Source organism: Mycobacterium sp. 050134, assembly GCF_036409085.1.
Classification (GTDB): domain Bacteria; phylum Actinomycetota; class Actinomycetes; order Mycobacteriales; family Mycobacteriaceae; genus Mycobacterium.
Genome location: NZ_JAZGLV010000001.1, coordinates 341,893 through 366,433, shown reverse-complemented (window position 1 = coordinate 366,433; position 24,541 = coordinate 341,893). Strand labels below are relative to the sequence as shown.

General features: G+C 67.7%; 22 protein-coding genes and 1 pseudogene. 17 read left to right on the top strand and 6 right to left on the bottom strand.

The features are described from left to right. Nucleotides 1–32 precede the first annotated feature (32 nt). Nucleotides 33–1,253: a cytochrome P450 gene (locus SKC42_RS01895; RefSeq protein WP_330962609.1), complete on the top strand. Its 1,221-nt coding sequence runs from the start codon at nucleotides 33–35 to the stop codon at nucleotides 1,251–1,253. A gap of 36 nt (nucleotides 1,254–1,289) precedes the next feature. Here SKC42_RS01895 and SKC42_RS01890 read toward each other — a convergent pair whose 3' ends face one another. After that, the gene (locus SKC42_RS01890) at nucleotides 1,290–2,150 is read right to left on the bottom strand and encodes a hypothetical protein (RefSeq protein ID WP_330962608.1); all 861 of its coding nucleotides are present in this window, start codon (nucleotides 2,148–2,150) and stop codon (nucleotides 1,290–1,292) included. Nucleotides 2,151–2,252: 102 nt separating this feature from the next. Next, nucleotides 2,253–3,086: a crotonase/enoyl-CoA hydratase family protein gene (locus tag SKC42_RS01885; RefSeq protein ID WP_330962607.1), complete on the bottom strand. Its 834-nt coding sequence runs from the start codon at nucleotides 3,084–3,086 to the stop codon at nucleotides 2,253–2,255. 65 nt (nucleotides 3,087–3,151) lie between these two features. Between SKC42_RS01885 and SKC42_RS01880 the strand changes: the two genes are divergently transcribed. The 4 genes from SKC42_RS01880 to SKC42_RS01865 are packed head-to-tail and all read left to right on the top strand — an operon-like array spanning nucleotide 3,152 to nucleotide 7,969. Further along, nucleotides 3,152–4,804, top strand: a complete 1,653-nt coding sequence (locus SKC42_RS01880) for an acyl-CoA synthetase (protein ID WP_330962606.1) — start codon at nucleotides 3,152–3,154, stop codon at nucleotides 4,802–4,804. After that, the gene (locus SKC42_RS01875) at nucleotides 4,801–5,568 is read left to right on the top strand and encodes a fructosamine kinase family protein (RefSeq protein WP_330962605.1); all 768 of its coding nucleotides are present in this window, start codon (nucleotides 4,801–4,803) and stop codon (nucleotides 5,566–5,568) included. Before SKC42_RS01880 ends, SKC42_RS01875 begins: the two co-directional genes overlap by 4 nt. Before the next feature lie 29 nt (nucleotides 5,569–5,597). Beyond that, nucleotides 5,598–6,422, top strand: coding sequence for an amidohydrolase family protein (locus SKC42_RS01870; RefSeq protein ID WP_330962604.1), 825 nt, complete (start codon nucleotides 5,598–5,600; stop codon nucleotides 6,420–6,422). Then, nucleotides 6,419–7,969, top strand: a complete 1,551-nt coding sequence (locus tag SKC42_RS01865) for an acetolactate synthase large subunit (RefSeq protein WP_330962603.1) — start codon at nucleotides 6,419–6,421, stop codon at nucleotides 7,967–7,969. The genes SKC42_RS01870 and SKC42_RS01865 overlap by 4 nt, the downstream gene beginning before the upstream one ends. On the opposite strand, the pseudogene SKC42_RS01860 reads toward SKC42_RS01865, so the two are convergent. The 4 genes and pseudogenes from SKC42_RS01860 to SKC42_RS01845 form a co-directional block, all read right to left on the bottom strand. After that, nucleotides 7,955–8,643: pseudogene (locus SKC42_RS01860) on the bottom strand (hypothetical protein). The gene SKC42_RS01865 and the pseudogene SKC42_RS01860 overlap by 15 nt on opposite strands. Nucleotides 8,644–8,647: 4 nt before the next feature. Then, nucleotides 8,648–10,162, bottom strand: a complete 1,515-nt coding sequence (fadD17, locus tag SKC42_RS01855; protein ID WP_330962602.1) for a long-chain-fatty-acid--CoA ligase FadD17 — start codon at nucleotides 10,160–10,162, stop codon at nucleotides 8,648–8,650. A 5-nt stretch (nucleotides 10,163–10,167) separates the two neighbouring features. Beyond that, nucleotides 10,168–11,265, bottom strand: coding sequence for an acyl-CoA dehydrogenase family protein (locus SKC42_RS01850; RefSeq protein ID WP_330962601.1), 1,098 nt, complete (start codon nucleotides 11,263–11,265; stop codon nucleotides 10,168–10,170). Between the two features lie 37 nt (nucleotides 11,266–11,302). Continuing rightward, the gene (locus tag SKC42_RS01845; protein WP_330962600.1) at nucleotides 11,303–12,484 is read right to left on the bottom strand and encodes an acyl-CoA dehydrogenase; all 1,182 of its coding nucleotides are present in this window, start codon (nucleotides 12,482–12,484) and stop codon (nucleotides 11,303–11,305) included. A gap of 192 nt (nucleotides 12,485–12,676) precedes the next feature. Here SKC42_RS01845 and SKC42_RS01840 point away from each other — a divergent pair, with 192 nt between their 5' ends. From SKC42_RS01840 to SKC42_RS01785, 12 genes are all read left to right on the top strand, one after another. Further along, nucleotides 12,677–12,868 carry a ferredoxin gene (locus SKC42_RS01840; RefSeq protein WP_085253860.1) on the top strand — a complete coding sequence of 64 codons (192 nt, stop codon included), beginning with the start codon at nucleotides 12,677–12,679 and terminating at the stop codon, nucleotides 12,866–12,868. Nucleotides 12,869–12,905: 37 nt separating this feature from the next. Further along, a complete protein-coding gene (locus SKC42_RS01835; RefSeq protein ID WP_330962599.1) occupies nucleotides 12,906–13,820 on the top strand; it encodes a 3-oxoacyl-ACP reductase in 915 nt (304 codons plus the stop codon). Between the two features lie 235 nt (nucleotides 13,821–14,055). Next, nucleotides 14,056–14,820, top strand: a complete 765-nt coding sequence (locus tag SKC42_RS01830; RefSeq protein ID WP_085253862.1) for an MlaE family ABC transporter permease — start codon at nucleotides 14,056–14,058, stop codon at nucleotides 14,818–14,820. A gap of 17 nt (nucleotides 14,821–14,837) precedes the next feature. Continuing rightward, on the top strand, nucleotides 14,838–15,680 hold the full coding sequence (locus tag SKC42_RS01825; protein ID WP_085253863.1) for an MlaE family ABC transporter permease: 843 nt from the start codon (nucleotides 14,838–14,840) through the stop codon (nucleotides 15,678–15,680). 20 nt (nucleotides 15,681–15,700) lie between these two features. After that, nucleotides 15,701–16,903 carry an MCE family protein gene (locus tag SKC42_RS01820; RefSeq protein WP_330962598.1) on the top strand — a complete coding sequence of 401 codons (1,203 nt, stop codon included), beginning with the start codon at nucleotides 15,701–15,703 and terminating at the stop codon, nucleotides 16,901–16,903. Next, nucleotides 16,903–17,955: an MCE family protein gene (locus SKC42_RS01815; RefSeq protein ID WP_330962597.1), complete on the top strand. Its 1,053-nt coding sequence runs from the start codon at nucleotides 16,903–16,905 to the stop codon at nucleotides 17,953–17,955. Before SKC42_RS01820 ends, SKC42_RS01815 begins: the two co-directional genes overlap by 1 nt. Continuing rightward, nucleotides 17,945–19,009: a virulence factor Mce family protein gene (locus tag SKC42_RS01810; protein ID WP_330962596.1), complete on the top strand. Its 1,065-nt coding sequence runs from the start codon at nucleotides 17,945–17,947 to the stop codon at nucleotides 19,007–19,009. The genes SKC42_RS01815 and SKC42_RS01810 overlap by 11 nt, the downstream gene beginning before the upstream one ends. Next, on the top strand, nucleotides 19,006–20,433 hold the full coding sequence (locus SKC42_RS01805) for a virulence factor Mce family protein (protein ID WP_330962649.1): 1,428 nt from the start codon (nucleotides 19,006–19,008) through the stop codon (nucleotides 20,431–20,433). Before SKC42_RS01810 ends, SKC42_RS01805 begins: the two co-directional genes overlap by 4 nt. Then, complete coding sequence (locus SKC42_RS01800; protein ID WP_330962595.1) at nucleotides 20,430–21,614, top strand: virulence factor Mce family protein; 1,185 nt, start codon at nucleotides 20,430–20,432, stop codon at nucleotides 21,612–21,614. The genes SKC42_RS01805 and SKC42_RS01800 overlap by 4 nt, the downstream gene beginning before the upstream one ends. Next, nucleotides 21,611–23,332, top strand: coding sequence for a virulence factor Mce family protein (locus tag SKC42_RS01795; protein ID WP_330962594.1), 1,722 nt, complete (start codon nucleotides 21,611–21,613; stop codon nucleotides 23,330–23,332). Before SKC42_RS01800 ends, SKC42_RS01795 begins: the two co-directional genes overlap by 4 nt. Continuing rightward, nucleotides 23,332–24,048, top strand: coding sequence for a mammalian cell entry protein (locus SKC42_RS01790; RefSeq protein WP_330962593.1), 717 nt, complete (start codon nucleotides 23,332–23,334; stop codon nucleotides 24,046–24,048). The genes SKC42_RS01795 and SKC42_RS01790 overlap by 1 nt, the downstream gene beginning before the upstream one ends. Beyond that, nucleotides 24,048–24,539, top strand: a complete 492-nt coding sequence (locus SKC42_RS01785) for a mammalian cell entry protein (protein WP_330962592.1) — start codon at nucleotides 24,048–24,050, stop codon at nucleotides 24,537–24,539. The genes SKC42_RS01790 and SKC42_RS01785 overlap by 1 nt, the downstream gene beginning before the upstream one ends. Nucleotides 24,540–24,541 lie beyond the last annotated feature (2 nt).

Here is a 24,541-nt window from a genome sequence, read left to right as displayed (position 1 = left end):
TCACTGTAATCCGCTCTCAGGAGGCTAGATAGATGACGTCGACCATCCCGGACACGATCTTGGACATCGACCTGACGGACGGCCACTTCTATGCCGACGGCCGCAAGGCTCGGGAGGCGTATCGGTGGATGCGGGCCAATCAGCCGGTGTTCCGGGACCGCAACGGCCTGGCAGGTGCGACGACCTATCAGGCGATCCTGGACGCGGAGCGGAACCCGGAGCTGTTCTCCAACACCGGCGGCATCCGCCCCGACCAGCCAGGTATGCCGTACATGATCGACATGGACGATCCCGCACACGTGTTGCGGCGCAAACTCGTCAACGCCGGCTTCACGCGCAAGCGGGTGAAGGAGAAGGAGCCGTCCATCGAGCGGCTCTGCGACACGCTGATCGACGCGGTGTGCGAGCGGGGGGAGTGCGACTTCGTCCGCGACATCGCCGCGCCGCTGCCCATGGCGGTCATCGGCGACATGCTCGGTGTGCTTCCCGAGGAACGCGGGATGCTGTTGAAGTGGTCCGACGACCTGGTCTGCGGGTTGAGCTCGCACATCGACCCGGCCTCGGCCGAATTCCAGACGGTGATGGAGGCCTTCGCCGCTTACACCGCGTTCACGATGGACATCATCACCAAGCGGCGCGCGGAGCCGACCGACGACCTGTTCTCCATCCTCGTCAACGCCGAGGTGGAGGGGCGGCGGATGTCCGACGACGAGATCGTCATGGAGACGCTGCTGATCCTGATCGGCGGCGACGAGACCACGCGGCACACGCTCAGCGGTGGGACGGAACAGCTGCTGCGGCATCGCGACCAGTGGGACGCCCTGCGGCGTGACCCCGCGCTGCTTCCCGGCGCCATCGAGGAGATGCTGCGCTGGACGTCGCCGGTGAAGAACATGTGCCGGACGCTCACGGCGGACACCGACTTGCACGGGACCGCCCTACGCGGGGGCGAGAAGATCATGCTGCTGTTCGAGTCGGCCAACTTCGACGAGGCCGTCTTCGATCAGCCGGAGAGCTTCAATATCCACCGAAACCCGAACAGCCACATGGCCTTCGGCTTCGGCACGCACTTCTGCCTGGGAAACCAGCTGGCGCGCCTGGAATTGTCGCTGATGACGACGCGGGTGCTGCAACGGCTGCCCGACCTGCGGTTGGCCGCCGACGATTCGGCGCTGCCCTTGCGCCCGGCGAACTTCGTCAGCGGCCTCGAGTCGATGCCGGTGGTGTTCACACCGACCGCCCCGGCGGGGTAGTCACCCTTACCGCCGAGCGTGTACGCACTGCGAGATTCACGCTGGTTTTGCGCGCTGAGTGCACGTTCGGCGTGACCACGCTGCCGCAACCCGCGCCAAGATGCCACCTCGCGTGTCCGCGAGCGTGACCCGGATTGCCTTCCATCCGAGATCCGACAGCGCTTCGTAGCGGGCGATATCCCGGTTGAACTGCCGGCGGTCAACCCGATGGTGATCGCCTTCGTACTCCAAGGCGATTCTGACGGCCTCCCAGCCCATGTCCAGGATCGCCACGAGTTCCCCGTATTCGCCGTAGACGGGAAGCTGCGTCTGCGGTCGCGGATAACCGGCCTCGACGAGCAAAAGCCGCAGCCATGTCTCGCGGGGCGACGCGGCGCCGGGATCCACCAGATCCAGGGCAGCCCGGGCCCGCCTGATACCGCGACGTCCACGGTGACGTTCGGCCAGGGTCTTGACTTCGGCCACCTTGAGATTGCTCACGCGAGCCAGCGCGTCGATAGCTGCGACTGCTCTGCCAACGGGATAACGGCATGCGAGATCGAGGGCGGTGCGTTCCGGGGTCGTCACACAGATGCCGGTAATGCGCGTGAACTCGTCCTCGGCCACCTGATCGGACCAAGTCGTGATGCCGGCCGGCGGACGGCGATAGGCGTAGAGCAACTCCGCGGACGCGCGATCGTCGATCCACTTCGCGCCGTGCAGCGCCGAGGCGGACCGACCCGCCACAATTCCGCGCCGCCGCGACCACAACCATGCGGCGCGGGCACGGGATTGAGCGGTGAGCTGGATGCCGGCCGGCAGATAGACGTCGGGGTGTACCGCGACGAAGCGGCTGCGCAGCGCGTAAGGCGTCAGGTCCCCGGACGCGACGGCCTCACTCCCGATGAACGGTTCCATGGCAGCGGAGTGTCGCGCTGCCCACCGACAATCGCGCCGAACGTGCACTCAGTGCGAATTATGGGACGAAAAATCGCAACAATTACACGCTCGGCGATCGGCCTATTTGTTCTGGAAGTTGGGCTTGCGCTTCTCCGCGAACGCCCGCGGGCCTTCCTTGGCGTCGTCGGACAGAAACACCTTGATGCCGATCTGGGTGTCGATCTTGAACGCGTCGTTCTCGTGCATGCCCTCGGTCTCGCGTATGGCCCGCAGGATCGCCTGCACGGCCAGCGGGCCGTTGTTCTCGATCAGCGAGGCAATCTCCAGCGCCTTGGTCAGGGCCTGGCCGTCGGGCACGAGGTACCCGATCAGGCCGATCTCCTTGGCCTCCGCGGCGGTGATGTGACGGCCGGTCAAGAGCAGGTCGCACGCCACCGTGTACGGGATCTGCCGCACCAGGCGCACGGCCGACCCGCCCATCGGGTACAGGCTCCATTTGGCCTCCGAGATGCCGAACTTGGCGCTCTCGCCGGCGACCCGGATGTCGGTGCCCTGCAGGATCTCGGTACCCCCCGCGATGGCGGGGCCCTCGACGGCGGCGATCAGCGGTTTGGTGAGCCGGCGGCCCTTGAGCAACGCGTCGATTCGCGACGGGTCGTAGCTGCCGTCCCTAAAGGAATCACCGGGTGGCCGTTTCGTCGCCGCCTTGAGGTCCATGCCTGCGCAGAAGTAGCCACCGGCGCCGGTCAGGATGCAGCAGCGAATGTCGGGATCGTTGTCGACGCGGTCCCAGGCCTGCACCATGATTTCCATCATTTCGGTGCTCAGGGCGTTGCGGGCGTGCGGCCGGTTCAACGTGACGATGAGGGTGTGACCGCGCTGTTCCACCAGCGCGTCTGCTTCAGAGGGGCCGGAATGCTCGTTTGCTGGGACCTCACCATTCTGCGATGCCACGGCTACCGCCTTTCGGTCGACGTAGGGGGGTGAGCTTGTCAAGAAATGTAACACGTTCTAATTTGGTGGCCGTGGCCCTGAATATTGCCGATCTTGCCGAGCACGCCATCGACGCTGTGCCTGACCGTGTTGCCCTGATCTGCGGCGACGAGAAGTTGACCTACGCCGAGCTGGAGGATAAGGCCAATCGCTTCGCGCACTACCTGATCGACCAGGGGGTCAAGAAGGACGACAAGGTCGGGCTGTACTGCCGTAACCGCATCGAGATCGTGATCGCGATGCTCGGCATCGTCAAGGCCGGCGCCATCCTGGTGAACGTCAACTACCGCTACGTCGAGGGCGAGCTTCGCTACCTGTTCGAAAACTCCGACATGGTGGCGCTGGTCCACGAGCGGCAGTACTCGGACCGCGTCGCCAACGTCCTGCCCGACACCCCGAACGTCAAGACGGTCCTGGTCATCGAGGACGGCTCCGACAACGACTATCAGCGCTACGGCGGCGTCGAGTTCTACTCGGCGATCGCGCAGGGCTCGCCCGAGCGCGACTTCCACGACCTGCTGGGCGAGCGCAGCGCCGACGACATCTATCTGCTCTACACCGGCGGCACCACCGGATTCCCCAAGGGAGTCATGTGGCGCCACGAGGACATCTACCGCGTGCTCTTCGGCGGAACCGACTTCGCCACAGGCCAATTCATCGAGGACGAGTACGACCTGGCCAAGGGAGCCGCCGCGAACCCGCCGATGATCCGCTATCCGATTCCGCCGATGATCCACGGCGCCACCCAATCCGCGACCTGGATGTCTATCTTCTCGGGCCAGACGACCGTGCTGGCACCGGAATTCAACGCCGAAGAGGTGTGGCGCACGATCCACGAACACAAGGTTAATCTGCTGTTCTTCACGGGCGACGCCATGGCGCGGCCGCTGCTCGACGCGCTCGACACCGACCATGGCTACGACCTCTCGTCGTTGTTCCTGCTGGCCAGCACGGCGGCGTTGTTCTCGCCGAGCATCAAGGAGAAGCTGCTCGACCTGCTACCCAACCGGGTCATCACCGACTCGATCGGCTCGTCGGAGACCGGCTTCGGCGGCACCAGCATCGTCGCCAAGGACGCGCCGCACGCCGGCGGCCCGCGGGTGAGCATCGACCACCGCACGGTCGTCCTCGACGAGGAGGGCAACGAAGTGCAGCCCGGCTCGGGCGTGCGCGGCCTGATCGCCAAGAAGGGCAACATCCCGGTCGGCTATTACAAGGACGAGAAGAAGACCGCCGAGACGTTCAAGACCTTCAACGGCGTGCGTTACGCCATTCCCGGCGACTACGCCCTGGTCGAGGAGGACGGCACCGTCACCATGCTCGGGCGCGGCTCGGTGTCGATCAACAGTGGCGGCGAGAAGGTCTACCCGGAGGAGGTCGAGGCGGCGCTCAAGGGTCACCCGGACGTCTTCGACGCTTTGGTGGTCGGGGTGCCCGACCCGCGTTACGGGCAGCACGTGGCCGCCGTCGTGGCGCCCCGCCCCGGGGCCCGGCCATCGCTGGCGGAGCTGGACCGCTTCGTGCGCTCCGAGATCGCGGGATACAAGGTGCCCCGTAGCCTTTGGCTCGTCGACGAGGTGAAGCGCTCGCCGGCCGGCAAGCCCGACTACCGCTGGGCCAAGGAACAGACCGAGGTGCGGCCCGCGGACGACGTGCACGCCGCCCACGTCACCGCTTGAGTGAGTTCGTCAAGCAGCACCCGTCCGCACCCGACGGCTACTTCGCCTGGGAAGCGGCCGGTCTGCAATGGCTTTCGGCCGTCGACGGCGGCGTGCCGTGCGCGCCCGTGGTGTCGGTCGATGCGACGAGCCTGACGCTGCGGCGGCTCGATTCGGTCACTCCCACGGCGGAGGCGGCATGGGCGTTCGGTAGCCGATTGGCCGTCACCCACGAGGCGGGCGCGCCGGCGTTCGGCGCCGGGCCCGACGGATGGGACGGTCCCGGGTTCTTCGGGCCGCTGTTGCAGCCGTTGCCGATGTCGCTGCGCCGGTGCAGAGGGTGGGGCGAGTTCTACGCCGACGAGCGGCTGGCCCCGATGGCCGAACTCGCCGCCGCGCGCCTCGACGCCGCGACCCGCGACGCGATCGACGCGGTCGCCGACCGCTGCCGTGCCGGTGACTTCGACGACGACGATCCGCCGGCCCGGCTGCACGGCGACCTGTGGAGCGGCAACGTGATATGGACCCCCGACGGGGCGGTGCTGATCGACCCGGCCGCGCACGCCGGTCACCGCGAGACCGACCTGGCGATGTTGGCGCTGTTCGGCTGTCCGCACTACGGTGACGTCCTTGGCGGATACCAGCAGGTGGCGCCGCTGCGGCCGGGCTGGCGTGACCGCGTGGGGCTGCATCAACTGTTCCCGTTGCTCGCGCACGTCGTGCTGTTCGGCCGTGGGTACGCGCGGCGGGCGCGCGCCGCGGCCCGCGCCGCGCTGGCCGCCTGACCCCCGCCGGCGTCTACAGTCGAATTGCGATGACGATCGACGTGTGGATGCAGCATCCGACTGCGCGGTTCCTGCGCAGCCCCATGCTCGCGTCCCTGCGGCGCTGGACCGGCGGGTCGATGCCCGACGGCGACGTCGGAATCGATGCGACCGTGGCGTCGATGGACGCCGCCGGCGTCGGCTTCGGGCTGCTCAGTGCGTGGTGCGGTCCCTTCGGGCAGGACCTCGTGTCCAACGACGAGGTCGCCCAGTGGATTGCCCAGCATCCCAGCCGGTTTGGCGGGCTCGCTAGCGTCGACCTCGACCGCCCGATGGAGGCGGTCCGGGAGTTGAGGCGCCGCGTTCGCGGCGGCTTCCTGGGACTGCGGGTGGTGCCCTGGTTGTGGGATGCGCCACCGACCGACCGGCGCTACTACCCGCTGTTTGCCGAGTGTGTCGAGTCGGGCGTCCCGTTCTGCACGCAGGTCGGTCACACCGGACCGCTGCGGCCCTCGGAGACCGGGCGCCCGATTCCCTACATCGACCAGGTCGCCCTGGACTTCCCGGAACTGGTGATCGTCTGCGGGCACGTCGGCTATCCGTGGACCGAGGAAATGGTCGCCGTCGCCCGCAAGCACGAGAACGTCTACATCGATACCTCGGCGTACACCACCCGGCGGCTCCCGCACGAGCTGGTGAGCTTCATGAAAACCCCTACCGGCCAACGCAAAGTCCTGTTCGGCACCAATTATCCGATGATCGCCCATGCGCACGCCCTGGCCGGGCTGGGCGAACTGGGGCTCAGCGAGGAGGCCCGGGACGATTTCCTGCACCGCAACGCCGAACGTGTATTTCGAGTGGAGGTAAACAAGTGAACGGTGCTCAGGCCCTGCTCAACACCCTGGTCGACGGCGGCGTCGACGTGTGCTTCGCCAACCCGGGCACATCGGAAATGCATTTCGTGGCGGCCCTCGACGCCGTGCCGGGGATGCGCGGCGTGCTAACGCTTTTCGAGGGTGTCGCCACCGGCGCGGCGGATGGTTATGCCCGCATGGCGGACCGGCCGGCGGCGGTGCTACTGCACCTTGGCCCCGGCCTGGGTAACGGGTTGGCCAACCTGCACAACGCGCGCCGCGCCCGGGTGCCCATGGTGGTGGTCGTCGGCGACCACGCCACCTATCACAAGCAGTACGACGCCCCACTGGAATCCGACATCGACGCAGTGGCGGGGACTGTGTCGGGCTGGATGCGCAGGACCGAGGAAACCGCCGAGGTCGGCGCCGACGCGGCGGACGCGATCGCCGCCAGCCGGTCCGGCTTGAAGATCTCCACGCTGATCCTGCCCGCGGACGTGTCGTGGACCGACGGGGCGCAACCCGCGCCGACCCCGTCCGGTCGGCCTCCGGAGGCCGACTCGACGCTGACCGTAGAAGTGGCAGAGGTGCTGCGCTCGGGAGAGCCGACGTTGATCCTGGTCGGGGGGGACGCGACCCGCGGACCGGGTCTGGCGGCGGCCGCGCGGATCGCGGAGGCGACGGGCGCGCGGCTGTTGTGCGAGACGTTCCCGACGCGGCTGGAGCGTGGGGCTGGTGTTCCCGCCATCGAGCGGCTCGGCTACTTCGCCGAGGCGGCCACCGCCCAACTGGACGGCGCCAAGCACCTGGTGCTGGCCGGAGCGAAGTCGCCGGTCTCGTTCTTCGCCTATCCCGGCATGGCCAGCGACCTCGTGCCGGCGGGGTGCGAGGTGCACGTCCTCGCCGAAACCAGCGGCGCCACGGCCGCTCTGGTCACGGTGGCCGACGAGGTGGCGCCCGGCACCGAGGCGCCGGTGGCGGCCGCGTCGCGCCCGGAGTTGCCGACCGGCGCGCTCACCTCCGCGTCCGCGGCCCAGGTGATCGGCGCGCTCCTGCCGGAGGGCGCGATCGTCGTCGACGAGTCGAACACGTCCGGCCTGCTGCTCGCGCAGGCCACCGCCGGGTCGCCGGCTCACGACTGGCTGACGCTGACCGGCGGGGCGATCGGCTACGGCATCCCGGCGGCGGTCGGCGCCGCCGTCGCGGCCCCGGACCGGCCGGTGCTCTGCCTGGAATCCGACGGCTCAGCCATGTACACCATCTCCGGGTTGTGGACCCAGGCGCGGGAGAACCTCAACGTGACGACTGTGCTGTATGACAACGGTGCCTACGACATTCTGCGGGTGGAGCTGCAGCGCGTCGGGGCCGGCTCCGCTCCCGGCCCGAAGGCGCTCGACCTTCTCGATTTGTCCAGGCCGGCAATGGACTTCGTGAAGATCGCCGAGGGCATGGGCGTTCCCGGGCGCCGCGTCACGACCGCCGAGGAGTTCGCCGACGCGTTGCGTCACGCTCTTGCCGAGCCTGGCCCCCACCTGATCGACGCGGTGGTGCCATCACTGTTCGGTTAGCGCCGGGAGATGGCCGACGAGCCAGTCGGCCATCGCGTTGACCGCGTCGACTCCCGCCTCGAAGGAGTCCGCCTGCGCCGCCAGTGCGACGCCGGCGTGCCCGGCCGAGGTTGGTAGGACGGCGAATTGCCGGACCAGATAGCTCCCGTCGGTGCCTGGACCCCAACCGCCCTTGGCGGCAAGGCCTTTGGCGGCCAGGCCCCAGCGGTGGGCCGCGGCGAGGTTGCGCATCAGTTCGAGGACGGGGCCGGCGCCCTCGAGGTCGGGTAATCGGGCGGCGAATTGCGCTTGGCGGCGCAGCGGCCAGAGGGTCTGGCCGAACGGGGTGAACTCGCGGCGCAGCCGCCGGCATTCGACCACCGTGTCCGTGTCGCCCGAATCGACGAGAACGGCCCGCACCAGTTGTGCGGCGTCGACGGGTACGCCGAGTTGGGTCCACATCGTTCGGATGCCGGATTATCGGATTCGGCGATGGCGGCGGTCGCCAGGTCGATTGCGCGCGGGCGGTCACTCCGCAATGCGGCAATTGCGAGGGGGACCTTGATGGTCGACCAGGCAACGCCGCAGGACCACAGGCCCAAGGTGCGCACGGCCCCACCCGGGACCACAATCGCGGCGCCCGTGGGGGCGCCAGCGCGAATTCGCCTGAAGCCGGCGTCGAGTCGACTCGCCACGGACCTACCGGCCGATCGGCCAGACCGGGTCGTCGCCGCCGATGCCCTCGGCCGACAACTGACGCTTGAGTACCTTGAACGTGGCCGTCCGGGGGAGCTGCGCGCTCACCCGCACGTACGACGGCCACTGCTTGGGCCCCAAGTCCGGTTGCTCGGCGAGGAAGGCGTGGAACTTCTCCGCGTCGAATTGCCGGCCCGGCGCCATCACGAAGGCGGCCATGACCCGGTCGCCGACGACGGGATCGGGCACCGGGTAGACCGTGACTTCACTTACGTCGGGAAACCGCAGCAACACCGTTTCGATCGGCGCCGCACCCAGGTTCTCGCCGTCGACCCGCATCCAATCGCCCAGCCGTCCAGCGAAATACGCATACCCCGCGTCATCGCTGTAGGCCAGGTCACCGCTGTGGTAGATCCCGCCGGCCATGCGCTCGGCCTCTGCCGCCGCGTCGTTGTAGTAGCCCTCGAAGCGGCCCGGACCGGCGACGTTCACCAGTTCACCGACGACGCCGGGGGGACACCGTTTTCCGGAGTCGGGGTCGACGATGTCGATGCCCTCGGGCAGTGGTCCCAACGCGCCCGGCGGGGTGTCGGGCGTGCGTGCGATCGCCACACCCCCCTCCGTCGACCCGAAGCCGTCCTGAACCACGCATCCGAACCTGCGCCCGAAGCGCTCGATGTCGCCGGGCACGCCCTCGTTGCCGTACACCGCCCGCAGCGGGTTGTCCGCGTCGTCCGGCCGCTCGGGCGTGGCAAGCACATACGACAGGGGTTTGCCGACGTAGTTCGCGTAAGTGGCGCCGTAGCGGCGGACGTCCACCAGGAAATTGGATGCGGAGAACCTGCGCCGCAACGCCATTGAGCCCTGACACGCCGCCGCCACCGACCACCCGACCAACACGGCGTTGGAATGGAACAGCGGCATCGACACGTAGCAGACGTCGTCGCGCCCGAGCTGGAAGCGCTGCGCCATCGCCGCCCCGGCGACCGCCACCTTGCCGTGGCTGACCTTCACCGCCTTGGGTTCACCGCTGGTGCCCGACGTGAAGATCAGCATGAACAGGTCCGCGGGCGAAGCGGACCGAAAACGAACGTCGGCGTCGCGGTGTCCGGCCAGCTGGTCGGCCCACTCGAGGGAATCCACGTTCAAGTGTCCGATTTCGTCCAGTGGCGCCGCCGAATTCGAGTCGGCCAGCACCAATTGGCAATCGGCGCGGGCAATGTCACGGGCCAGCGCGGCGCCGCGGCGTACGGGGTTGAGCCCCACGGGCACGATCCCCGACATCCCCGCCGCCACCAGCATCGCGGAGAAGAAGGGCGTGTTCTCCAGCAGCACGCCGACGTGCGGCGGTCTGGACGGGTCGAGACGCTCGCGCAGCGTCGCCGCGATAGCCGCGCCGTGCCGGATATGGTCGCGCCAACTGGTGAAGGAGTCCTCGAAATGGATCCCGCGGTCGCCGATTCCGACCAGCGGCGCCAGCAGGTCGGTGACCGTGAGGTCGGTTGCCCCGCTAAGCACGATGGCTAAGCGGGAGTGTCCGCCAGTTCGCGGCCTATGCGTCGCAGCTGGCCGGTCGCACCGCCCAACGCGAACTCCGCCTCCTTGGCGGCCAGGAAATAGCGGTGTACCGGGTGATCGGTGTCGACCCCGACGCCGCCGTGCACGTGCACGATGGTGTGCGCGACCCGATGTCCCGCATCGGCGGCCCAGAACGCCGCACTCGCCACGTCGATCTCGGCGGGGATGTCCTCGGAGACGCGCCAAGCCGCCTGAGTCAGCGTCAGCCGCAGGCCTTTGACATCGATGTATCCGTCGGCCAGGCGTTGGGACACCGCCTGGAAACTGCCGATCGGGCGGTCGAATTGCTCGCGCTCCCGGGCGTACTCGGCGGTCAGCTGCAGGCCCCGTTCGAGCACCCCCAATTGAAATGCGCTGCGGCCCAGGGCGGCCAGGGTGTCGAGCCACAGGACGACCTCGGGTCCGCCCAGCAGGCGGCTTCCGCTCACCTCGGCGCCTTCCAGCGTCAAGTGCCCGACGCTGCCCAGACCGGTGGTCTCCATCGCCGTCATCGACACACTCGGGTCGTCGGCGGAGACGAGGAAAACGGCCGTGCCGGAATCGGTCTCGGCCGGAACCAGGTAGGCGTCGGCCACGGGGCCGTACCCGGCCTGGGTGCGGGTGCCCGTGAGCCGGTAGCCGTCACCGGCGCGCGCGGCCTGCACCGGGCCCTCGCCCATCTCGCCCAGAAGCGCCACGGCCAGGATCTTTTCGCCAGCGACCGCGGGCGCGCCCCAACCCTGCTGCAGCTCCTCGGAGCCGAACCGGGCCAGGGCGCCGGCGCCCAGCACCACCGATTCCAGGTAGGGCACCGCGGCCAGCCGGTGGCCGAGCGCGACCAGCACGGCCACCTGTTCGAGGACTCCGAAACCGTCACCGCCCAGCGACGCGGGCGAGGCACTGGTGAGGATGTCGGCGGCGACGAGCTTGCGCCACAGGTCGCGGTCGAAGCGGTGCTCCAGGCCGTCCAGCTCGCGCTGATGCTCCGGCGTGCATACCGCATCGACAATGCTGTCGACCAGGTTTCCGAGGTCGTTCGCGGCTTCGGTGGTGGTGAAATCCATGGTGTCGGTCCTTAGGGGGAGCGTCGGAAGAAGAGGTTCAGCGGTTGGCTCGCGGCAGCCCCAACGCCACCATGCCGATGATGTCGCGCTGCACCTCGTTGGTGCCACCGCCGAAGGTCAGGATGAGGCAGGCGCGGTGCATCCGCTCGACGCGGCCGCGCAGCAGCGCGCCCGGTGAGTCCTGACGCACCGTCGCGGCCGTGCCGAGCACCTCCATCAGCAGCCGGTAGGCCTCGGTGGCCAGTTCGGTGCCGAACACCTTGGCCGCCGAGGCGTCCGCCGGCGACAGATTCTCGCTCGCCGCCGACGCGAGCTCCCAGTTGATCAGCTTGAGGACTTCGGCCTTGGCGTGCACGCGGGCCAGGTTGATCTGAACCCACTCCGAGTCGATGAGCCGTGCCCCGCTGGCGTCCTTCGTGTGTTGCGCCCATTCGCGGACCTCGCGCAGGGCAACGATGATCGGCTGCGCGGACACCAGGGCGACCCGCTCGTGGTTGAGCTGGTTGGTCACCAGCTTCCAGCCGCCGTTCTCCTCGCCGATCAGGTTGGTCACCGGCACCCGAACGTCGGAATAGTAGGTCGCGCTGGTGTCCGGGCCGGCCATGGTGTGCACGGGTGTCCAGGAGAAGCCCTCGGCGGTCGTCGGCACCACGAGCATCGAGATGCCGCGGTGTTTCTTGGCCTCCGGGTTGGTCCGCACCGCCAGCCAGACCCAGTCGGCGTACTGGATCAGGCTCGTCCACATCTTCTGGCCATTGATGACGTAGTCGTTGCCGTCGCGGACCGCGGAGGTGCGCAGGTTGGCCAGGTCGGTGCCGGCTCCGGGCTCGGAGTACCCGATCGAGAAGTGCAGGTCCCCGGCCGCGATCTTGGGCAGGAAGAACTTCTTCTGTTCGTCGGTGCCGAAGGCCATGATCGTCGGCGCGACGCTGTTGATCGTCAGAAACGGCACCGGGGCCCCGGCGATGGCGGCCTCGTCGGTGAAGATCAGCGAGTCCATCGGGGAACGGTCCTGGCCGCCGTACTCCTTGGGCCAGTTGAGGGTCAGCCAGCCGTCCTTGCCCATCTGGGCGACGGTCTCGCGGTACACGTTGCCGACGCCGATCTCGCCCTGCGTCGAGCTCAGCGCCTCGCGGCGCTCCGCGGTCATCAGCGTGGTGAAGTACGACCGCAGCTCGCGACGCAGCTCCTCCTGCTCGGGGGTGTAACTGATGCGCATTTCGGCCGTCCTTCGAGAATTCGGTTCGTTACACGTCGCAAGCCGCAACGCAACCAACGGCTACCCGTTCGCCTTCCCGGTTGTAACACGTTCTAGTCTGTGAATCCAGCGACCGTTTCCACAGCGGCTTCGTGGCCCTATGGTGGACCTGCATACTGACGGAACGAGACGGCCATCTTCTAGGAGGGTGCTGTGCGCGTGATCGTGGATCGTGACCGGTGCGAAGGGAATGCGGTGTGCCTGGGGATCGCGCCGGATATCTTCGACCTGGACGACGAGGACTACGCGGTCGTGAAACTCGACCCCATCCCCGCGGACCAGGAGCAGTTGGCCGAGCAGGCAATCGCCGAATGCCCGCGCGCGGCTCTGCTGCGTCAGGACTAGAGCGCGGCGGCACCTACAGACTAGAGGTATTCATAAATTGACTAGCAGCACGAACGCGACCGATCTGTCCGGAAAGGTCGCGGTGGTGACCGGTGCGGCCGCCGGGCTGGGCCGGGCCGAAGCGCTCGGACTGGCCCGGCTCGGGGCGACGGTCGTCATCAACGACATGGCCGCCGGCCTCGACGGCTCCGACGTCATCGACGAGATCAACGCCGCCGGTTCGAAAGCGGTCGCCGTGGCCGGTGACATCAGCCAGCGGTCGACCGCCGACGAGCTGGTCTCCACCGCCGACGGGCTCGGCGGGCTGGACATCGTGGTCAACAATGCCGGGATCACCCGCGACCGCATGCTGTTCAACATGTCCGACGAGGAGTGGGACCAGGTGATCGCCGTGCACCTGCGCGGCCACTTCCTGCTCACCCGCAACGCGGCAACGTACTGGCGCGCCAAGGCCAAGGACGCCGGTGGATCGATATACGGCCGGATCGTCAACACGGCGTCCGAGGCGGGGCTGGTGGGGCCGGTGGGCCAGGCCAACTACGGCGCCGCCAAGGCCGGGATCATCTCGCTGACCCTCACCGCCGCGCGCGCTCTGGGCCGCTACGGCGTCTGCGCCAATGCGATCTGCCCGCGGGCACGCACCGCGATGACGGCCGACGTCTTCGGGGCGGCGCCGCAGGTGGTCGAGGGCCAAGTCGACCCGCTATCACCCGAACACGTGGTCAATCTCGTGCAGTTCCTGTCGTCCCCGGCATCGGCCGAGGTCAACGGTCAGGTGTTCATCGTCTATGGTCCTCAAGTGACGCTCGTCGCGGCGCCGACGGTCGAGCACAAGTTCAGCGCCGAGGGGGCGGCGTGGGAGCCGGCGCAACTGAGCGCGACGTTGCAGAAATACTTTGCTGGGCGCGACCCCGAAGCGAACTTTTCCGCCGTGAGTCTGATGGAGCAATAGCGGCCTACCGACACCTGACCGAAGGGGAATCTCAGGTAGAACGTGTGTCAGATCGGTAACGACACAATGGTCCTGACCTGCTAAATTAACGCTTTCGATACGGAACTACTGTTCATTGACACCGTGAAGTCCATCTGAGTTAATATGATCCGGCTCACACCGAGCCGCGAGCGACCGAAGGCAACGAAGAGGCGACACATAGGCTTCGCCGCGAGCAGCAGAGGGGGGTGCCGAGTTGATCGAGCAACTCGCGGTTCCCGCCCGTGCTGTCGGCGGGTTCTTCGAAATGATGATCGACACCGGCCGTGCGGCGTTCCGCCGGCCGTTCCAATTCGGGGAGTTCCTGGAACAGACCTGGATGATCGCCCGGGTATCGCTGGTGCCGACCCTGCTGGTGTCCATCCCGTTCACCGTCCTCGTGGCGTTCACCCTGAACATCCTGCTCCGCGAGATCGGTGCCGCCGACTTGTCCGGCGCGGGAACGGCATTCGGCACGATCACCCAGCTGGGTCCGGTGGTGACCGTGCTCGTGGTGGCCGGAGCGGGCGCGACCGCGATCTGCGCCGACCTCGGTGCGCGCACGATTCGCGAAGAGATCGACGCCATGCGGGTGCTTGGCATCGACCCCATCCAACGGCTCGTCGTGCCGCGCGTGCTGGCGTCCACCGTCGTCGCCCTGCTGCTCAACGGCCTGGTCTGTGCGATCGGCCTGTCCGGCGGCTACGTCTTCTCCGTCTTCCTCCAGGGCGTGAACCCGGGTGCGTTCATCAACGGGCTGACCGTGCTCACCGGGCTGCGCGAACTCGTCCTCGCCGAGATCAAAGCGCTGCTGTTCGGCGTGATGGCGGGGCTGGTCGGCTGCTACCGCGGCCTGACCGTCAAGGGCGGCCCCAAAGGCGTCGGCAACGCCGTCAACGAAACTGTCGTCTACGCGTTCATCTGCCTGTTCGTCATCAACGTCGTGATGACGGCCGTGGGTGTCCGGGTCACGGCCAAGTGATGAGGGCGTGAACCGCGATGAGCTATGACCTCACTTACCGGCTGCGCAACGCGGTCTCCAAGTTACAGGGCCCGGTCGACGACTTCGGCGAACAGGCACTGTTTTTCGGCGAGACCCTGCGCTACATCCCCAACGCGCTCACCCGGTACCGCAAGGAGACGATCCGCAACATCGCCGAGATGACCCTGGGCGCCGGGGCTCTGGTCATGATCGGCGGCACCGTCGGCGTCGCGGCCTTCCTGACCCTGGCCTCCGGCGGCGTCATCGCCGTGCAGGGCTATTCGTCCCTGGGCAATATCGGCATCGAGGCGCTGACCGGATTCCTGTCGGCCTTCCTCAACGTTCGCGTCGTCGCCCCGGTGATCGCGGGCATCGCGCTGGCGGCGACCATCGGCGCCGGCGCCACCGCACAGCTGGGGGCCATGCGGGTGTCCGAGGAGATCGACGCCGTGGAATGCATGGCGGTGCACTCGGTTTCCTATCTGGTCTCCACCCGGCTGATCGCCGGTCTTGTCGCGATCATCCCGCTCTACTCGTTGTCCGTGCTCGCGGCCTTCTTCGCGGCGCGCTTCACGACGGTTTACATCAACGGTCAGTCCAAGGGCCTTTACGACCACTACTTCAATACGTTTCTCATCCCGTCCGACCTGCTGTGGTCCTTCCTGCAGGCCATCGTGATGTCCATCGCCGTGATGCTGATCCACACCTACTACGGCTATAACGCCAGCGGCGGGCCGATCGGCGTCGGCATCGCCGTGGGCCAGGCCGTGCGGACGTCGCTGATCGTCGTCGTCGTCATTACTTTGTTCATCTCGCTCGCTGTGTACGGGGCGTCCGGTAACTTCAACCTCTCCGGGTGAAGGGGGGCACCTAAAAAGACATGGCGGACGGGGAATCGCGACGTACGAGTGTCCGGCTGGCGGCTGCGCTGCTGGCCAGTGTTCTCGTGGCATTCGCCGTCCTCACTTACCTTTCCTACACAGCGGCTTTCGCGTCGGTCGACACCGTCACCGTGTCGGCCCCTCGCGCGGGCCTGGTGATGGACAAGGGCGCCAAGGTCAAGTACCGGGGCATCCAGGTCGGAAAGGTCGAGGCCATCGACTACGCCGCCGACCAGGCTCGGCTGACGCTGGCGATCAGCAGCGACGACATGCACTTCATCCCGTCCAACGCGACGGTGCGCATCGCCGGCAACACCATCTTCGGCGCCAAGTCGGTGGAATTCATTCCGCCGCAGACGCCTTCGCCAACCTCGCTGCGCCCGGACGCGCACATCGCGGCCTCGGCGGTGGCGCTGGAGGTCAACACGCTGTTCCAGTCGCTGATCGACCTGCTGCACAAGATCGACCCGGTGGAGCTCAACGGAACGCTGAGCGCGCTGGCCGAGGGGCTGCGCGGGCACGGCGACGACCTGGGCGGCGTCCTCGCCGGCCTCAATACGCTTGCGCGCCAGGCGAATCCCAAGCTCCCCGCGTTGCAGGAGGACTTCCGCAAGACGGCAATCGTGACCAACAACTACGCGGACGCCGCGCCCGACCTCACCACCGTCATCGACAACCTGCCCACGATTAACCGCACCGTCATCGACCAGAAGAACAACCTCAACGACACGTTGCTGGCCACGATCGGGCTGGCGAACAACGCCTATGAGACCGTGGAGCCCGCCGAGCAGAACTTCGTCGACACCATCAACCGGCTGCGCGCACCGCTTAAGGTGGCTCACGACTATTCGCCGGAACTCGGCTGCCTGTTCGCCGGGATCGAGCGCGGGATCAAGGAATTCGCGCCCCTGCTGGGCGTCCGCAAGGCGGGCCTGTTCACGTCGTCGAGCTTCGTTCTGGGCGCCCCGGCCTACACCTATCCGGAGTCGCTGCCGATCGTCAACGCCTCCGGGGGCCCGAACTGTCGCGGGCTGCCCGACATTCCAACCAAACAGTACGGCGGCTCGTTCTACCGCGCGCCGTTCCTGGTGACCGACAACGCGAACATTCCGTACGAGCCGTTCACCGAATTGCAGTTCGACGCGCCCTCGACGCTGCAGTTCCTGTTCCACGGCTCGTTCGCGGAGAGGGACGACTTCTGATGGCGGCCGCGGGAATGCCTTCGCACCGGTCGATGGTGATCAAGGTCAGCGCGTTCGCGGTGGCGATGCTCGTGGTCGCCGCGGGCCTGGTGATCGTCTTCGGCGACTTCCGCTTCGGCGCGGAGAACACCTACCACGCCACCTTCACCGACGTGTCCAAGCTGAAGTCCGGCCAGAAGGTGCGTATCGCGGGCGTGCCGGTGGGCGCCGTGGCGGGGATCAAGCTCAACCAGGACAACACCATCGACGTGAAGTTCGGCGTCGACCGGCGCTACACGCTGTATTCGTCGACGCGGGCGGTGATCCGCTACGAAAACCTCGTCGGCGACCGGTACCTGGAGATCACGTCGGGCCCCGGGGAACTTCGCAAGCTGCCGGCGGGCGGCACCATCAACTCGCAGCACACCCAGCCCGCGCTGGACCTCGATGCCCTGTTGGGCGGCCTGCGGCCGGTGGTCAAGGGCCTCGACGCGGACAAGGTCAACACGATCAGCAGCGCCGTCATCCAGCTGTTGCAGGGCCAGGGTGGTGCGCTGTCCGACGTGCTGTCCAACACCAGTGCCTTCTCGACGGCGCTGGGCCAGCGCGATCAGCTGATCGGTGACGCGATCACCAACCTGAACTCGGTGCTGGGCACCATCGACCAGAAGAGCGCGCAGTTCTCGGCCAGCGTCGACCAGCTGCAGCAACTCATCACCGGGCTGGCCAAGAACAAGGACGACATCGCGGGCGCGATCCCCCCACTGGCCTCGACGACGACGGATCTGACGGAGCTGCTGAAGAATTCGCGACGGCCGCTGCAGGGCGTCATCGAAAACACCCGTCCGCTCGCGACCGAATTGGACAACCGCAAGGCCGAGGTCAACAACGACGTCGAGCAGTTGGGCGAGGACTACCTCCGGCTGGCGGCGCTCGGCGCCTATGGCTCGTTCTTCAACATCTATTTCTGCACCGTGTCGATCAAGATCAACGGCCCGGCGGGCGGCGACATCCTGATACCTTTCGGCGGCCAGGTCGACCCGAGCAAGGGGAGGTGCGCTTTTGCCAAATAACCCGAAGCGCGAACGCGACCCGCTGCGCACCGGCATCTTCGGCGTGGTGCTGGTGGTCTGCGTCGTGCTCACCGCGTTCGGCTATGCCAGCCTGCCGTTCTTTCCCCAAGGCAAGACCTACGAGGCCTACTTCAGCGACGCCGGCGGCATCAAGGGCGGCAACTCCGTGTACGTCTCCGGCTTCAAGGTCGGCAAGGTGCAGTCGGTGAGCCTGGCCGGCGACAGCGCGAAGGTCACCTTCAACGTCGACCGGCGCGTCGTGATCGGTGACCAGTCGCTGGCCGCCATTCGCACCGACACCATCCTCGGGGAGCGCTCGATCTCCGTGACCCCGGCGGGCGGCGGCCGGGCCACCACCATTCCACTCAGCCGCACCACCACCCCCTACACCCTGGCCGGCGCGCTCGAGGACCTCGGCAACAACGCGAACAACCTGAACAAGCCGCAATTCGAGCAGGCCCTCAACGTCCTCACCGACACCCTGCACGACGCCACCCCGGAGCTTCGTGGCGCCCTGGACGGCGTGACGTCGCTGTCGCGGACGCTGAATCGGCGCGACGAGGCCCTGCAGGGCCTGCTGTTGCACGCGAAGTCGGTGACCTCGGTGTTGGCGCAGCGCGCGGAGCAGGTCAACAAGCTGGTCGACGACGGCAACGAATTGTTCGCCGCGCTCGACGAGCGCCGCGCCGCGCTGGGCCAGTTGATCTCGGGCATCGACGGCCTCTCGGCCCAGATCTCCGGCTTCGTGGCCGACAACCGGAAGGAATTCGGCCCGGCCCTGTCCAAGCTGAACTCGGTGCTGGACAACCTCAACCAGCGGCGCGACTACATCACCGAGGCGCTCAAACGGCTGCCGACCTACGCCACCGAGCTGGGCGAGGTGGTCGGTTCCGGTCCCGGGTTCAACGTCAACGTCTACGGCGTGATCCCGGCGCCGTTGCTCGCGACGATGTTCGACTTCTTCTATCAGCCGGGCAAGTTGCCGGCCAGCCTCGCCGACTACCTGCGCGGGCTGATCCAGGAGCGATGGATCATCAGGCCGAAATCGCCATGATAAGAAGGGTCGCCGGCAGCAGGGGGCTGCGCTACGCCACTATCATCGCTCTCGTCGCGGTGCTGGTGGGGGGCGTGTATGTCCTGACGTCCCAAGGCAACAACCGGAAGGTCGTCGGCTACTTCACCTCCGCCGTCGGGCTCTACCCCGGGGACGAGGTGCGGGTCCTCGGGGTGCCGGTCGGTTCGATCGACACCATCGACCCGCGGCCGTCGGACGTCAAGATCACCATGTCGGTGTCCAAGGACGTCAAGATCCCGAAGGACGCGAAGGCTGTCATCATCTCGCCAAACCTGGTGGCCGCGCGTTTCATTCAGCTCACGCCCGCATACACCGGGGGGCCGGCCCTGCCCGACGGTGGCAGCATCGACCTCGCCCGCACCGCGGTCCCCGTCGAATGGGACGAGGTGAAGGAGGCGCTCACCCAGCTGGCCGTTCAGCTCGGCCCGACGACCGGATCGATGCAGGGACCGCTGGGGGCGGCGATCAACCAGGCCGCGGACACGTTCGACGGCAAGGGCGACTCGTTCCACAACGCGCTTCGCGAACTCTCCCAGGTGGCCGGCCGCCTCGGTGATTCGCGCAGCGACATCTTCGGCACGGTCAAGAACCTGCAGGTTCTGGTCAATGCGCTGTCGAAGAGCAACGAGCAGATCGTGCAGTTCGCCGGCAACGTGGCCTCGGTCTCGCAGGTGCTCGCCGACAGCTCGCGCCACCTCGACAACACGCTCGGCACGCTGAACACGGCGCTGTCGGACATCCGCGGTTTCCTGCACGAGAACAACTCCACGCTGATCGATACGGTCAACCAGCTCAACGACTTCGCGCAGACGCTGAGCGATCAGAGCGAGAACATCGAGCAGGTGTTGCACGTGGCGGGCCCCGGCATCGCCAACTTCTACAATATCTACGACCCCGCGCAGGGCACCCTGAATGGCTTGTTGTCGATACCCGAGTTCGCCAATCCGGTGCAGTTCATCTGCGGCGGATCGTTCGAGACCGCCGCCGGCACGAGGGCTCCTGACTATTACAAGCGCGCCGAGCTCTGCCGCGAGCGCCTCGGCCCGGTGCTGCGCCGGCTGGCGGTGAACTATCCGCCGGTGATGTTCCACCCGCTCAACACGATCACCGCGTACAAGGGCCAGATCATCTACGACACGCCCGAGACGCAAGCCAAGGCGGCCACCCCGATCCCGCAGCTGACCTGGATCCCCGCGAAGGGCTCGCAGCCGCCGCCCGCGCAGAACCCCACCGACCTGCAGGCCCTGCTGGTCCCGTCGGCGCCGCAACCCGGGCCGCCGCCCGGTCCGCCACCCGCGGGCGCGGTCCCCGGCCCGAACCCGGCGTTCGGACCGTTGCCGGGGCCGCCGCCCAACGCGGCACCCGGCCCGCCCGCGCCGCCCGATCAGGAGGGCGGCGGATGACCCGAGTCTGGTTGCGCTGCGGCGTGTTGACGGCCGCGGGCGCGCTGCTGGCAGGCTGCCAATTCAGCGGGCTGAACTCGCTGGCCATGCCCGGCACCGCCGGCCATGGCGGCGGCGCCTTTTCGGTCACGGTCGAACTGCCGGACGTGGCTACGCTGCCGCAGAACTCGCCGGTCATGGTCGACGACGTCACCGTGGGCAGCGTGGCCGGCATCGCGGCCGAGCAGCGGGCCGACGGATCCTTCTATGCCGCAGTGAAATTGGCGTTGAACAAGAATGTCGACCTGCCGGCCAACGCGACGGCGACGGTGGCCCAGACCTCGCTGCTGGGTTCGATGCACATCGACCTCGCCCGCCCGAAGGGCAAGCCGGCCACCGGCAAGCTCACCGACGGTTCGAAGATCCCCGAATCGCGCACCGGCCGGTATCCCACCACCGAGGAAGTGCTCTCGGCCCTCGGCGTCGTGGTGAACAAGGGCAACGTCGGCGCGCTCGAGGAGATCACCGACGAGACCTATCAGGCCGTCGCGGGCCGGCAGGACCAGTTCGTCGACCTGATGCCGCGGCTGGCCGAGCTGACCGGCGGGCTCAACCAACAGGTCAACGACATCATCGACGCGGTCGACGGGCTGAATCGATTCTCGGCCACGCTGGCGCGCGACAGGGACAACCTGGGCCGGGCCCTGGACACGCTGCCCGAAGCGATCCGGGTGCTCAACAAGAACCGCGACCACATCGTCGAAGCGTTCTCCGCCCTCAAGCGGCTGGCGCTGGTGACCTCCCGCGTCCTCGCCAAGACCAAGGTGGATTTCGCCGAAGACATGAAGGACCTGTATTCGGTCGTCAAGGCCCTCAACGACAATCGCAAGAACTTCGTCACGTCACTGCAGTTGCTGCTGACATTCCCGTTCCCGAACTTCGGCATCAAACAGGCCGTGCGCGGGGACTACCTGAACGTGTTCACCACGTTCGACCTCACCCTGCGCCGGATCGGTGAGACGTTCTTCACCACGTCCTACGCGCTCGACCCGAACATGATGCACATGAACGAGATCTTGAACCCGCCCGACTTCCTGACGGGCGAACTCGCGAACCTGTCGGGACAGGCCGCCGACCCGTTCAAGATTCCCCCGGGCACGGCCTCGGGTTCCGAAGCGCCGCAACAGGGGGCGGCGCGATGATCGACAAACTCACCCGCATCCAGCTCTCCGTCTTCGCGGTGATCACCGCGGTCACACTGGCTCTGATGGCGATCTTTTATCTGCGGCTGCCCGCCACGTTCGGCCTCGGAACCTACGCCGGCACCGCCGATTTCGTGGCGGGTGGCGGGCTCTACCAGAACGCCAACGTCACCTATCGCGGCGTTGCGGTGGGCCGGGTCGAGTCGGTGGGCCTCAACCCCAACGGGGTCACCGCCACGATGCGGCTCAACAGCGGCACCCCCATTCCCTCGAACGTCACCGCCACCGTCAAGAGCGTGTCGGCGGTCGGCGAGCAGTACATCGATCTGGTGCCGCCCGCGCTGCCCGCAACGGGCAAGCTGCACAACGGCTTCCGGATCGATCGGCAGAACACCCGGATCGGCCAGGACGTCGCCGACCTCTTGAAGCGCGCCGAGGCGCTGGTCAACAGCCTGGGGGACACGAAGCTGCGCGAGCTGCTGCACGAGACGTTCGCCGCGGCCAACGGGTCGGGCCCCGAGCTCGCCCGGCTGTTCGAGTCGGCGCGGCTGCTGGTGGACGAGGCAAACGCGAACTATCCGCAGATCTCGCAGCTGATCGACCAGGCCGGTCCATTCCTGCAGGCCCAGATCCGCGCCGGCGCCGACATCAAGTCGTTGTCGGACGGGCTGGCGCGGTTCACCTCCGAGGTCCATCAGGCCGACCCGCAGCTGCGGTCGACGCTGTCCATCGCGCCGGGCGCGGCCGACGAGGCCAGCACCGCGTTCTCCGGCATCCGCCCGGCCTTCCCCGCCCTGGCCGCCAGCCTGGCCAACCTCGGCCGGGTGGGCGTCATCTACCACAAGTCGATCGAACAGTTGCTGGTGGTGCTGCCGGCTCTGTTCGCCGCCATCAGTACGGCCGCCGGCGGCGTGCCGCAGGACGAGGGCGCCAAGCTGGACTTCAAGCTCGACCTGAACGACCCGCCGCCGTGCGCCGTGGGCTTCCTACCGCCGCCCATGATGCGCACGCCCGCCGACGAGACCCTGCGGGAGCTCCCGCGGGACATGTACTGCAAGGTCGCGCAGAACGACCCGAGCACCGTACGCGGCGCGCGCAACTATCCGTGTCAGGAATTCCCGGGCAAGCGGGCGCCGACGATCCAGCTCTGCCGCGATCCGAAGGGATACGTGCCGATCGGCCGCAACCCATGGCGTGGTCCGCCGGTGCCCTACGACACGCCGGTGACGAACGGGCTGAACGTGTTGCCGCCCAACAAGTTCCCGTACATCCCGCCGGGCGCCGATCCGGATCCGGGCACGCCTATCGCCGGGCCGCCCCCGCCCGGGGTGGTGCCGGGTCCAGGGCCGGCGCCACACCAGCCGGCTTACGACCCCCCGCCGCCGAACGACAGCGGGCCCCCGCCGGGCAACCCGTCGTGGATGCCGCCGAATTACCCGCCGGTCCCGCCTCAGCTTCCGTATCCGAAGTGGCTGCCGCCGCCGGCGCCGCCGGAGGGCATCAACCCGCCGCCGGCGGGCCCGGGACCCGAAAAACCGTGGGGACCGCCGCCCGGCCCCCAGCCGCAGGCCAGCGGGCCGGCCTACACCACCTACGACCAGAGCACCGGAGCGTTCAGGGACCCGGCAGGCGGCACTGGTATTTTCGCGGCCGGCGCGAGTGGCGCGTCGAGTGCCGAGAATTGGGTGGACCTGATGCTTGATCCAAGGCCCATGTAGTGACCGACCAAGCGGTGACGGAACAGGCCGCGACGACGCAGCGCGTCCGTCGCCGGGCCTCACGTGCGGCGGGCCCGGCCAAGGCCGAGCCCGCCGAAGCCCCGACGATCGCCGTGGACGTCGCGCCCAAACCGGCGGCCAAGCCCTCGGCCAAGTCCGCCATGGGCGGACAGCCGCTCAAGCCGCCGCCACGCCGCCGGCCCCACCGCACCCTTGTCGCCTCGATCGCGTTCGCCGCCGGCCTACTCGTGATCGGCGCGCTGGCCGCCTGCGTGGTCGTGCTCGTCGGCCAGCAACGGCACGCCGACGCCGAGCAAGCGCGCGACCAGCGCTTCGTCGACACCGCCACGCAAACGGTGGTCAACATGTTCAGCTACAAGCAGGACAACGTCGACGACAGCGTGAACCGGTTTTACAACGGCACCAGCGGACCGCTGCGCGGGATGCTGGGCGCCAACAACAACATCGAGAACCTCAAGAGCCTGTTCCGTTCCACCAACGCGACCTCCGAGGCGGTCGTCAACGGCGCCGCGCTGGAGGGCATCGACTCGGTAGCCGACAACGCCTCAGTGCTGGTGTCCGTGCGCGTCACGGTGGCTGACATCGACGGGGTCAACAAGCCGTCCATGCCGTATCGGCTGCGCGTCATCGTGCACGAAGACGAGTCCGGGCGGATGACCGGTTACGACCTGAAGTACCCGGACGGGGGCAACTGATGCGCTTGTGGCGCTTGCTGATCGCCATGGCGGGCGTCCTGATAGTGGCCGGCATCGTCGGGCTGTCGGCGGCGGCCGGGTGGTTCTACTGGGACCGGGTGGTGACCCGCGACGAGCAGGCCGCGCGGGCGGTGCTGCCCGGCAAGGCGGCCGACGACATCCCCAGAGTGTTCGCCTACGACTACCAGACCGTCGAGCGCAGCCTGGCCGCCGCGTATCCGCTGCTGACGCCCGGCTATCGCCAGGAATTCCAGCGCAGCGCCAACACGCAGATCATTCCGGAGGCGAAGAAGCGGGAAGTGGTGGTCCAGGCCAGCGTCGTCGGTGTCGGAGTCATGAGTGCCCAGCGCGATTCGGCGTCGGTGATGGTCTACATGAACCGGACGGTCACCGACAAGTCCCGCCAGCCCCTCTACGACGGCAGCCGGCTGCGTGTGGATTTCAAGAAGATCGGCAAGCAATGGCTGATCAACTACATCACGCCGATCTGACG